Origin of the sequence: Kribbella sp. NPDC058245 (assembly GCF_042882005.1) — a bacterium.
Lineage (GTDB): Bacteria > Actinomycetota > Actinomycetes > Propionibacteriales > Kribbellaceae > Kribbella.
In genome coordinates this window covers 212,953-223,522 of sequence record NZ_JBHVWY010000018.1, presented here as the reverse complement: position 1 = coordinate 223,522, position 10,570 = coordinate 212,953, and the positions used below count along the sequence as shown (strand labels likewise).

At 68.4% G+C, this 10,570-nt stretch carries 11 protein-coding genes; 5 read left to right on the top strand and 6 right to left on the bottom strand.

Annotated elements, in window-relative coordinates; genetic code table 11:
• Positions 1–182: 182 nt before the first annotated feature.
• Positions 183–1,190, bottom strand: coding sequence for a serine hydrolase domain-containing protein (locus ACFVWG_RS34625; RefSeq protein WP_391547691.1), 1,008 nt, complete (start codon positions 1,188–1,190; stop codon positions 183–185).
• A gap of 245 nt (positions 1,191–1,435) precedes the next feature.
• Between ACFVWG_RS34625 and sigE the strand changes: the two genes are divergently transcribed.
• The 5 genes from sigE to ACFVWG_RS34600 all read left to right on the top strand — a co-directional run bounded on the left by sigE (position 1,436) and on the right by ACFVWG_RS34600 (position 5,696).
• Positions 1,436–2,110 carry an RNA polymerase sigma factor SigE gene (gene sigE / locus ACFVWG_RS34620; RefSeq protein WP_391547690.1) on the top strand — a complete coding sequence of 225 codons (675 nt, stop codon included), beginning with the start codon at positions 1,436–1,438 and terminating at the stop codon, positions 2,108–2,110.
• Positions 2,107–2,724, top strand: a complete 618-nt coding sequence (locus ACFVWG_RS34615; RefSeq protein WP_391547689.1) for an anti-sigma factor family protein — start codon at positions 2,107–2,109, stop codon at positions 2,722–2,724. The genes sigE and ACFVWG_RS34615 overlap by 4 nt, the downstream gene beginning before the upstream one ends.
• A 3-nt stretch (positions 2,725–2,727) precedes the next feature.
• Complete coding sequence (locus ACFVWG_RS34610) at positions 2,728–3,783, top strand: transcriptional regulator (protein ID WP_391547688.1); 1,056 nt, start codon at positions 2,728–2,730, stop codon at positions 3,781–3,783.
• Positions 3,784–3,860: 77 nt separating this feature from the next.
• Positions 3,861–5,312, top strand: a complete 1,452-nt coding sequence (locus tag ACFVWG_RS34605; RefSeq protein ID WP_391547687.1) for a trypsin-like peptidase domain-containing protein — start codon at positions 3,861–3,863, stop codon at positions 5,310–5,312.
• A gap of 48 nt (positions 5,313–5,360) precedes the next feature.
• Complete coding sequence (locus tag ACFVWG_RS34600; RefSeq protein ID WP_391547686.1) at positions 5,361–5,696, top strand: sec-independent translocase; 336 nt, start codon at positions 5,361–5,363, stop codon at positions 5,694–5,696.
• Between the two features lie 136 nt (positions 5,697–5,832).
• On the opposite strand, the gene ACFVWG_RS34595 is transcribed toward ACFVWG_RS34600, so the two are convergent.
• The 5 genes from ACFVWG_RS34595 to ACFVWG_RS34575 all read right to left on the bottom strand — a co-directional run bounded on the left by ACFVWG_RS34595 (position 5,833) and on the right by ACFVWG_RS34575 (position 10,529).
• The gene (locus ACFVWG_RS34595) at positions 5,833–6,981 is read right to left on the bottom strand and encodes an Mrp/NBP35 family ATP-binding protein (RefSeq protein ID WP_391547685.1); all 1,149 of its coding nucleotides are present in this window, start codon (positions 6,979–6,981) and stop codon (positions 5,833–5,835) included.
• 269 nt (positions 6,982–7,250) lie between these two features.
• Positions 7,251–7,814 carry a hypothetical protein gene (locus ACFVWG_RS34590; RefSeq protein ID WP_391547684.1) on the bottom strand — a complete coding sequence of 188 codons (564 nt, stop codon included), beginning with the start codon at positions 7,812–7,814 and terminating at the stop codon, positions 7,251–7,253.
• A gap of 4 nt (positions 7,815–7,818) precedes the next feature.
• Positions 7,819–8,718: a zinc metalloprotease HtpX gene (gene htpX / locus ACFVWG_RS34585; RefSeq protein WP_391547683.1), complete on the bottom strand. Its 900-nt coding sequence runs from the start codon at positions 8,716–8,718 to the stop codon at positions 7,819–7,821.
• A 31-nt stretch (positions 8,719–8,749) separates the two neighbouring features.
• Positions 8,750–9,277, bottom strand: a complete 528-nt coding sequence (locus tag ACFVWG_RS34580) for a DUF1003 domain-containing protein (RefSeq protein ID WP_391547682.1) — start codon at positions 9,275–9,277, stop codon at positions 8,750–8,752.
• The gene (locus tag ACFVWG_RS34575; protein ID WP_391547681.1) at positions 9,267–10,529 is read right to left on the bottom strand and encodes a magnesium transporter MgtE N-terminal domain-containing protein; all 1,263 of its coding nucleotides are present in this window, start codon (positions 10,527–10,529) and stop codon (positions 9,267–9,269) included. The genes ACFVWG_RS34580 and ACFVWG_RS34575 overlap by 11 nt, the downstream gene beginning before the upstream one ends.
• Between the last annotated feature and the right edge of the window lie 41 nt (positions 10,530–10,570).

The window sequence follows — 10,570 nt, the reverse complement described above, 5'->3', positions numbered from 1 at the left end:
CCCTTCCCTGGCTGGGTGGCTCCCTCTTCGTTAGGGGGCCATTGTTCGGTTTTCCTTTTCTGCTCGGCGTGTCCCCGTTTCACACGACACCCCCCCCCCCGACCGGTAGCAGGTTAGAACCAGGTCTTACTGGTCACCGCGTGCTTGAGCTGTGCCTCGCTCAGCGGCGGAGCCGGGTCCAGTCAGTCGCAGTGGATTGCTGTGAACAGACCGATCACCGCAGCCGACGCGTCGCCGCCCGGAAGCGGGTTGTAGGAGAGCGTGGCGTGGGTGGAACCGGAGTGTGTCGAGTACGTCGTGTAGCCGAGGATCTCGCCGCTGTGTCCTTCGACGGTCGTCCCGCACGGAAGGTGAAACCGCTGCAGTCCCAGGCCGTAGTCGAACAGCGACGTGGCCGGCACATAGCGCCGCATCTCGGCCAAAGCGGCTCTGCTCGTCAGTCGGGCCGCGAAGAGCGCGTCGAAGAAGCGGTTGAGGTCGGCTGTCGTCGAGATCATCTCGCCGGCCGCCCAGTCCAGTGACGGGTTCATCAGTGTCGCGTCGACCAGGTGGCCGTCGACCGAGGTGTAGCCGGGCGCATGCGGGTTCGGAAGTCCGGGCCGATCTCCGGGCAGACTTGTGTGCGTGAGCCGCAGCGGTCTCAGGATCCGCCGGCTGATCTCAGCGCCGTACGGACGGCCTGTCACGCGCTCGATCAGCAGACCGGCCACGATGTAGTTGGTGTTCGAGTAGTGCCAGCCGGTGCCGGGCGGGAAGTACGGCGGGTGGCTGAAGGCGACCTGCAGTAGTTGTGCCGGTTCGTAGTGCCGGAAGCGGTCGGCTCCCCGCCAGCGGTTGGTCGACCACCCGGCGTCGTGGGCGTAGTCGTAGATGCCGCTGGTGTGGTCGAGCAGTTGCCGGACGGTGATTCGACGCCCGTCCGGTACGACGCCGGGCAGGTATCGCTCGATCGGTGTATCGAGCCGGACCCGCTGCTCGTCCACGAGCTGGAGAACGACGGTCGCCACGAAGGTCTTCGTCACGCTGCCGATCCGGAAATAGGCGTCGGGTGTGATGGGACCGGCCGCACCGGACTGCGCGCCGACCGCGAGCACGGCGGTGGACGCGGCCCCGTCGTCGACGAGTTGCTGGAGCTGAGGGGAGGGGAAGATCGCCAGCACGGCGCTGGCCAGAAGGGCGGTGAAGTTCATGCCAGAACGCTATGAATTCAGGCGCGCCGGCGATATCCGGCCAGCCCCCGAAGTCGGGCGGGGGATAACCCCACCTAAGATCGGACCGTGGGCCGGCTCAACCGAATCGGTCCGCAGCGCGTCTTGTAGGTGAAGGCACTGTCCGGGAACTTCCGGCCGGAGCACCGCGTTGAGCCGTCGTACCAGCATCTCAGGGTCGAACCCGGGTGTTCCCGACGTGCGCAGAGGACGGTGACCGAGGCACCATGGCCTTCACGCTCATTGCCGAGAGGACCCAGGGAGGCGTCGCGGTGAAGCCGCTCGACACGTCGCTCGCGCCCGTGCGCCAGCCAGTGCCGGAGACGCTGCCCTCGTGGGACGAGATCGTCCGCACGCACTCCGCCCGGGTCTACCGGCTGGCCTACCGCCTGACCGGGAACAAGCACGACGCGGAGGACCTCACCCAGGAGGTCTTCGTCCGGGTCTTCCGGTCGCTGTCGTCGTACACCCCTGGCACCTTCGAGGGCTGGCTGTACCGGATCACCACCAACCTGTTCCTGGACGGTGCCCGCCGCAAGCAGCGGATCCGGTTCGACGGCCTGCCCGACGACGCGCACGACCGGCTGCCGGCCAAGGGCGAGGGCCCGGCCGAGAAGCTCAACTCGGAGCTGTTCGACCACGACGTCCAGGACGCCCTGGACTCGTTGCCCGAGGACTTCCGCGCCGCCGTGGTGCTCTGCGACATCGAGGGCATGACGTACGACGAGATCGCCGACGTGCTGGACGTGAAGCTCGGCACCGTCCGCAGCCGGATCCACCGCGGCCGGTCGATGCTGCGCAAGCACCTGGAGCACCGGGCCCCGCGGCCCGGCCAGACCCGGATCAGCGGTCCCTCCGTGGACGGACTGCTCGGTGAGAGTTCCGGAGGTGAGTGGCGGTGACCCTTCAGCACCCGATGGACAAGCTGAGTGCCGTCGTCGACGGCCAACTCGACCATGACTCGCGGGACAAGGTCCTGAGCCACCTGGTCGGCTGTGACACCTGCCGCGCCGAGGTGGACGCCCAGCGTCGGCTGAAGGCCCGGATGGCTGCCCTGGAGGCGCCGGATCCGTCCACTGACCTGATGCAGCGGCTGATGGGTGTCTCGTCGTTCGCCACCGAGCCGCGTGAAGAAGTCCGCCCGGTGGTCACACCGGCACCGACGCTCTTCCCGCAGCGCTCTGCTTTCCCGGCGGCCCGCACGGGCGTCAGTCGCCCGGGAGCACCCCGGCCGACGCGCTCGCGCCGTCGTACCGGCGTGCTCAGCGCAGCAGGCTCCGCAGCCGCCGTCGCTTCACTGCTCGGTACGGCGTTTGTCGTCGGCGACCCGGCTCGGTCGGAGCAGCCGCCGTCGCTGCAGCCGCCGATGACCAGCTTCTCGTCCGACCACGCCAGCACCAGCGGTGGGACGCCCTTCGCTGACCCTGTCTCGACCTTCAACCCCTACGGCGGGTTCAGTAACTCCTACAACGGGTTCAGCTCGACGCTGCAGCCGGTGGCCCTGACCGGGCGCTGATCGGTGAGCCTCAACCGGCTCGCCGTTCTGGTCAGCACCGCACTGATCGGTATCGGCCTGCCCCTGCCTGCCACCGCGGCCTCCGCGATCGACCGCGAGGACGCCCCACAGGCCGTCAACGCGCTCGAGCGCGCTGCGGCGGCTCCGAACGAGGTTTCGTACCACGGCACCCAGATCATCACTGCCTGGGGACCGCAGGGCGCCAGTTCGGCGATGCTCGACATCGTGCACGCGGCCTCGCAGGGCTCAGAGATCAGTGTGGTCGGCTCCGCGTCCTCACCGGGTGCCAAAGCGTTCGTGCAACGCGTGACCAGTACCGAGGCCTCGATCGACGGCGGTCCGCTCTCGCTGCTGCAGGCGACGTACAAGCTGGTCTACAAGTGCTGCCTGGAGCTGATCGGGCGGACGGCGATCCTGGTCGAGGCGGTGCGCGACGACCAGACGCTCGCCGGGCGGTTCTGGATCGACAAGGCGACCGGACTGCTGCTGCAGCGTCAGCTGTTCAGCGTGGACGGCAAGACGATGGTCCGGGCGACCGTGTTCACCGACCTGGCGATCGAGAGCTCGGACTTCATCGGGCACCTGCCGCCGATGACTCCGAACGGTGTGGAGCCGCTCGGCCTCGGCAAGGTCGACAGCCTGCGGGCCGACGGCTGGGTCTGCGCACCTGAGCTGCCCGCGGCCCTCAAGCTGTATGACGTCCACCGGGACACCACCAACGGTTCACTCCAGTTCTCGTACTCCGACGGTCTCTTCAACGTCTCCCTGTTCGAGCAGCGCGGTGCCCTGGACCCGGCCGCCGTGGCCGGCTTCACCCCGACCGCTACGCCCGGCGTCTACGTCCGCTACGGCATGCCCTCGTACGTCGTCTGGTCGTCGGGCGGGATCGTCTACACACTGATCGGCGACCTGCCGCCGGACTCCCTCGGGAAGGTGGTCGACTCCTTCCCGCACGACCTGCCGGAGAAGCTCAGCGCGGTCCAGCGGATCGGTAGTGGACTGGCCAGAATCGCGACCTGGCTCACTCCGATGGGTGCGCTTTCGCCAAAGCTGGGATAATCGGAGACGGATGGATTCTCCCGGCTACTCTCGGGAGTGGCACCGGCCGATGTTCCCGACCCGAGTGAGGCGATCACGTGAGCACCAACGACGCCGAACCGACGCCCCCCAGTACGCCGGAGACCACAGCTCCGTTGACCGGGTTGACGCCGCCTGCGCCCGGCTCCGGGACCACACCGCTGGCTCCGCCGCGCAGTGATGAGGCCTACCGGCAGACGGCCAGCTCGCAGCGGCCCGCGCTGCCGCAGCAGCCGCTGCAGTCGAGCCAACCCGGACCGATGCGCTCTGTCACGCAGCGCAGCTTCGGCGCGCAGGAGCCGACGTTCCGCCCGGTCTACCCGGGCCAGGCCTGGCCGACCGAGCGCCCCGGCTACCAGGGCCCGGTGCCCCCGCCCCCGCTGGACTGGCATCAGCAGCAGGCCCGCGCGTACACGCCGAGTCAGCCGCCCAAGAAGTTCGACAACCGCATCATCCTGATCGCCGGCATCGTGGCGCTGGTCGTCGGCCTGCTGGCCGGTGGCGGTGCGGCCGTCACCGTGGTCGCCCTGAACGACGGCAACGGCCCGATCGCCCAGCAGCCGGACGTCCCGGTCGGGACCGGCACCGACCCGAAGATCCGCACCGGATCGGTTTCGGCCGTCGCCAGCACCCTGCTGCCGAGTGTGGTCCAGCTCCGGGTCGAGGGGGCGGACAACTCCCAGTCGACGGGCTCCGGGTTCGTCATCGACAACGCCGGTCACGTGCTCACCAACAACCACGTCGTCGCCGACGCCGCCAAGGGCGGATCGATCCAGGTCATCACCGAGCAGGGCAAGTCGCAGACCGCGCGTCTGGTCGGCCGCTCTCCGGCGTACGACCTGGCTGTCGTCCAGGTGGTCGGGCTGGCCGCGCCGTCGGTGCAGTTCGGTCAGTCGGAGCAGGCGGTCGTCGGGCAGGACGTGGTCGCCATCGGCTCACCGCTCGGGCTGGCCGGGACCGTCACGTCGGGCATCATCTCGGCGAAGAACCGGCCGGTGACGGCCGGGGACAGCGCGGACCAGGCGTCGTACATCAATGCCCTGCAGACCGACGCGGCGATCAACCCGGGCAACTCGGGCGGGCCGCTGGTCGACATGAACGCACGGGTGATCGGCGTGAACTCCGCGATCGCCGCCGTCCGCGGTGCGCAGGAGGGCCAGACCGGCAACATCGGGCTCGGGTTCGCGATCCCGATCGACCAGGCCCGCCGGACCGCGCAGCAGCTGATCGCGAACGGCAAGGCGACGTACCCGGTGATCGGCGCGAACGTCGACATGCAGTTCGAGGGCGGCGCCCGGGTGAACCTGGTCAATGCCGGCTCACCGGCCGCACGGGCCGGGCTGCGGGTCGGCGACGTGATCACCGAGATCAACAAGCAACTGGTCGACACCGCCGAAGGACTGATCGTCGCCATTCGCTCGCACCAGCCCGGCGAGAGCGTCCGCCTGGTCTACGAACGTAGCGGCCGTCCGCGTGAGGCGACCGTGACGCTCGCCCCGCAGGTCGGCTGACACCCGCTCGGGTACGCTGTGCCGGGGCACGAGAAGTGAGGTGAATCCATGTTCGGCATCGGGCCGCTCGAGCTGGTCGTGATCGCGATCGTCGCTGTCCTCGTCTTCGGTCCGGATCGGCTGCCGGAGTTCGCACGGACGGCCGGTCGCCTGCTGCGGCAGGTGCGCCAGATGGTCAGCAACGCGCAGAACGATCTGCGCAGTGAGCTCGGCCCGGAGTTCGCCGACCTGGAGCTGCAGGACCTCAATCCGCGCAACTTCGTCCGCAAGCACCTCCTCGAGGGCGACGACTTCGACGACAAGCCCGTCTCCACGGACTTCGCCGACACGCCTCAGCGGCTGCCCGCCGGTGCCAAGCCCCCCTACGACCCCGAGTCCACCTGACCTGAGCGGTGGCGCTGCACAGCGCCCGGGGGCTTTGGACAAGTCATGACCTGTTCCAGGCCCCCACACCCTGTTCAAGTCCTACGGTTCTGGCTCCCCGGACGGCCGAGCGGCCGTCAGGAGCCGGTACGGCGGTTCAGCGGCCGGCGGGGCTGAGGCCTAGTTGGCGTCCGAGGAGGCCTCGGGGTTTGCCACCGAGCTTGGCGGCGATGCCTTCGAGGACCTGAGCCGCCGGGGTGTCCGGGTTGGCGAGGGCCAGGGGCTGGCCGAGGTCGCCGCCGCTGCGGAGGCGCTCGTCCAGGGGGATCTCGCCGAGCAGGGGGATCGGGTAGCCGAGGCGGGCCGACAGGGTCTCCGCGACGCGGGCGCCGCCGCCGGAGCCGAAGATCTCGATCCGGTGCTCGGGGCCGCAGTGCGGGCAGGGCAGGAACGACATGTTCTCGACGACACCCGCGACGCGCTGGTGCACCATCTGCGCCATCGTGCCAGCCCGCTCGGCCACCTCGGCGGCGGCCTCCTGCGGGGTGGTCACGACGATGACCTCGGCGCTGGTCAGCCGCTGGCCGACCGAGATCGCGATGTCACCGGTGCCCGGGGGCAGGTCGAGGAGCAGGACGTCGAGGTCGCCCCAGTAGACGTCCGCGAGCATCTGGACGAGCGCACGGTCCAGGATCGGGCCGCGCCACGCGACCACCTGATCGCGCTTCGGCTTCAGCATGCCGATCGAAATCACCTTCACGCCGTGCGCGGGCACCGGCATGATCATGTCGTCGACCGCGGTCGGCCGCTCGTCGGCGACCCCGAACATGGCCGGGATCGAGTGCCCGTAGATGTCCGCGTCCAGGACGCCGACCGAAAGGCCCTGGCGGGCCATCGCGACGGCGAGGTTCACCGTCACCGAGGACTTGCCGACACCGCCCTTGCCGGAGGCGATCGCGAACACCTTGGTCAGCGAGTCGGCCCGCGAGAACGGAATCTCCTTCTCGGCGACGCCACCGCGCAATTGCGTCTGCAGCGCAGCCCGCTGCTCGGCCGACATCACCCCGAGGTCGATCTCGACCCCGGTGACACCGTCGAGCTTGCTCACCGCCGCAGTCGTGTCGCGCCGCAGCGTGTCCTTCATCGGACAGCCCGCGACGGTCAGCAGAATCCGGACCGCGACCACGCCGTCCTCGCGAACGACGACGGACTCGACCATCCCGAGATCGGTGATCGGTTTCTTGATCTCGGGGTCGAGCACACCACCGAGAGCTGTGGTTACCTGATCAGCAGTGGGGGGAGCCATACCCCAAGGCTACGTGCTCACCAGAACCGACCGGACCACGGTCCATGTGACGTAGCCCCCGCAAGGCAACCTTTAGCTGCGGTCCGTCCCCCGCCCGCCGCACAACCCCGAGCGATTTGCCTGCCTAGCCAGCCAAATCAGGGGTTCCGCACCCTGGTTATGAGTACATAACCCCCCATTTCCGTGCCTAGCCAGGCAAATGTGGCGGGGTGGGAGGGCGTTGGTCAGGGCTCGTTGGCTGGTGGGGAGGGGAGGGGAGGGCGTGGGGGTTAGAGGCCGGGGGCGCCGTAGATCGGGAACCAGCGGGAGAGGTCTGGTTCGAGGCGGAGATCGGTGGCCAGGAGGGACTTGATCTGCAGTTCGGTGGCGTTGTCACGACGGTCGGGGCCGACGGGGGCGAACGGGTACCAGGAGCCGCGTTTGTAGAGGTAGACCAGGCCGAGGGACTTGGTGCCGTTGGTGAAGGCGACCAGGGTGCAGAGGAGGGCGGGGCCGAAGCCGGCGTCGACCAGTGAGCTGTTCACGCCGTGCAGGTCGGTGACGAGACCCTCCACGTTGTCGGGGGTCGTCTCGCGGACCAACCACGTGAACCCGTACGAGTCCGTCGTACTGGTGAACTTGCCGTCGTCGAGGGCGAGCAGCTTGTCGACCTCGGTGCGCAGGGTGGAGAAGCCACCGCCCTCGGCCGCTTTGAAGCAGACCGAACCGCTGCCTGTTGGGCGGTAGTCGGCAGCGGTCTCCAACGTGATCGCGGCAGATGGCAGCGAGAACAGTTGGTCGAGGTTCGGCGGCACTGCTTTGCTGCGGCCGAGCAAGATGTCGAGGAAGCCCATAACCCTAAGCTTGCTCGCCCAGCTCGCGGGAGAGCACACCGAGTCGGTCCAGGCGTGTCTCCAGCGACGGGTGGGTCGCGAACAGCGAGGACAGTGAGACGCCCTTGCCGGAGATGGCCGGGGCGAAGAAGAAGGCGTTGAAGGCCTCCGCCTGCCGCAGGTCGCGGGACGGTATTCGCGCGATATCCCCGCTGATCTTCGTCAACGCAGACGCCAGCGCTGATGGCCGGCCGGTCAGCATCGCGCCGGCTCGGTCCGCGGCCAGCTCGCGGTAGCGCGAGAGTGCACGCGTCAGCAGGAACGAGATTGCGTAGACCGCGGCCGACACCGCAACGATCGTCAGCACGATGACGGCCGTGTTCTGATCACGCCGGCCGCCGAGACCGCTGTAGAGCCCGAAGCGGGTGATCAGTCCAGCCAGTACGCCGAGGAACGACGCGATCGTCATCACCGCGACATCGCGGTGTGCGACGTGTGACAGCTCGTGCGAGAGAACACCCTCGAGCTCGTCCGCATCGAGTCGGCGCATGATCCCGGTCGTCACGCAGACGACGGCATTGTTCGGATTCCGGCCGGTGGCAAAGGCATTCGGCAGGTCGACGTCGGCGATCGCGATCCGCGGCTTCGGCATGTCCGCCAGTGCGCAGAGCCGGTCGATCGCACCGTGCAGCTGGGGTGCCTCTTCCGGCGTGACGATCCGGCCGCCCATCGCGTACAGCGCGATCTTGTCGGAGAAGAAGTACTGCACGAACAGCGCGCCGCCGGCGATCACGACCGCGAGCACCGCGCTCCGGGTCAACGCGATCAGCGCTGCGACAAAGCCGACGTACAGGAGACCGAGCAGGAAGCTCGTCACGAGCATCCGCCTGCTCAGCCCCCGATCGGGCGCGAACCTGCTCTTCACCGTGACCTCCAACTGTTGCCTGTCACCGAGATTAGCGCGGCCCCAAAGGGCTCTCGCGATCCAGTTCGGCCAGCAGCGACTTCAGCTCCGAGCGGAGGAAGTCGCGGGTGGCGACCTCGCCGACGGCCATCCGCAGCGACGCCATCTCGCGGGCCAGGAACTCCATGTCGGCCCGGGTCCGGGTGTCGATGTCGCGGTCGCGTTCGTACTGGACGCGGTCGCGGGACTCCTGCCGGTTCTGCGCGAGCAGGATCAGCGGTGCGGCGTACGACGCCTGCAGGCTGAGCGCGAGCGTGAGGAAGATGAACGGGTACTGGTCGAACCGCACGCTCTCCGGCGCGAAGATGTTCCAGATCACCCAGAACAGGATCGTCGCGGTCATGTAGACCAGGAACTTGCCGGTGCCGAGGAACCGCGCGATCCGCTCCGACAACCGGCCGAACGCATCGGCGTCGTACGCGGACCGGATGGCAAGGGTGCGGCGCAGTTCCCGCGGGATGTCCAGGCGGTTGGCGCTGCGCGAGCGCCGGTCGTCCGTACCGCGGTCGTCACGAGCCATCGTGGTCCACCTCCTGCGGTTGGTCGTTGTCGCGCCAGTCAGCGGGCAGCAGATGGTCCAGTACGTCGTCCACGGTGACCGCGCCGAGCAGCCGGCCCTCGTCGTCGAGCACTGGCGCCGCCACGAGGTTGTACGTCGCCAGGTATTTGCTGACCGCGGTCAGACTGTCGTCCGGCCGCAGACCGTCCAGGTCGGTGTCGAGTGCGGCGGACACGAGCTCTGACGGCGGTTCCCGGAGCAGACGCTGGATGTGGCCGACTCCGATGAACCGTCCGGTCGGAGTCTCCAGTGGTGGCCGGCAGACGTAGATCATCGCGGCCAGTGCCGGACTGAGCTCGGCGTTGCGGACATGAGCGAGCGCATCGGCCACAGTTGCGTCCACTGGCAGGATCACCGGCTCTGACGTCATCAGACCACCGGCAGTGCGCTCCTCATACGTGAGCAGTCGCCGTACATCCTCAGCCTCGTCCGGCTCCATCAGTGTCAGCAGGGCCTCTGCCGTCTCGGTGGGCAGCTCTGCGATCAGGTCGGCCGCGTCGTCCGGTGACATCTCTTCGAGTATGTCGGCCGCGCGCTCGGTGTCCAGTCCGGCCAGGATCTCCACCTGGTCGTCCTCGGGCAGCTCCTCGAGCACATCGGCCAGACGCTCGTCGTTCAGCGCCGCAGCGATCTCCTTACGCCGCTTGGGCGACAGATCATGCAGTACGGCGGCCAGGTCGGCTGCACGCATGGAGTCGAACGCAGCCAGGATGTGGGTGGCTCCCTGACCCTCCTCGACCTGCGCGAACCCGGTCACCTCGGCCCAGTCGAGTACGTAGGACTGACCACGTCGCCGGAACCGCTTACTGCCTTCGCGGACCGCCACCTTCGACAGCACCCAGTCCTTGGTCCGCCACTGCTCCATGGCCATGTCGAAGACCACACCGACCGTTCCGGTCTCCCGGACGGTGACAGTGCGGTCCAGCATCTCGCCCAGTACCAGGATCTCGGTGGTGCGCTGTTCGAAGCGCCGCATGTTCACCAGACCGGTCGTGATCACGTGACCGACGTCGACCGAGGTCACCCGCGTCATCGGCACGAAGATGCGCCGCCGGGCGAACACCTCGACCACCAGCCCGAGGATCCGCGGCGGCTGCGTACCCTGCCGCAGCATCGCGACCACGTCGCGCACCTTGCCGACCTGATCCCCATTGGGGTCGTAAACAGGCAGACCAGCCAGCCGTGCGACATAGACACGCGTAGGTCCGCTCATCCGCGTCGCTCCGCTCCGAGCGCGGATGAGCGACAAGTCGC

What these genes read in the sequence shown, in the direction of transcription:
- ACFVWG_RS34575 (WP_391547681.1), bottom strand. Translation starts at nt 10,529, where the DNA reads ATGAGCGGACCTACGCGTGTCTATGTCGCACGGCTGGCTGGTCTGCCT.
- ACFVWG_RS34595 (WP_391547685.1), bottom strand. Translation starts at nt 6,981, where the DNA reads ATGGCTCCCCCCACTGCTGATCAGGTAACCACAGCTCTCGGTGGTGTG.
- ACFVWG_RS34600 (WP_391547686.1), top strand. Translation starts at nt 5,361, where the DNA reads ATGTTCGGCATCGGGCCGCTCGAGCTGGTCGTGATCGCGATCGTCGCT.
- sigE (WP_391547690.1), top strand. Translation starts at nt 1,436, where the DNA reads ATGGCCTTCACGCTCATTGCCGAGAGGACCCAGGGAGGCGTCGCGGTG.
- ACFVWG_RS34580 (WP_391547682.1), bottom strand. Translation starts at nt 9,277, where the DNA reads ATGGCTCGTGACGACCGCGGTACGGACGACCGGCGCTCGCGCAGCGCC.
- ACFVWG_RS34625 (WP_391547691.1), bottom strand. Translation starts at nt 1,190, where the DNA reads ATGAACTTCACCGCCCTTCTGGCCAGCGCCGTGCTGGCGATCTTCCCC.
- ACFVWG_RS34590 (WP_391547684.1), bottom strand. Translation starts at nt 7,814, where the DNA reads ATGGGCTTCCTCGACATCTTGCTCGGCCGCAGCAAAGCAGTGCCGCCG.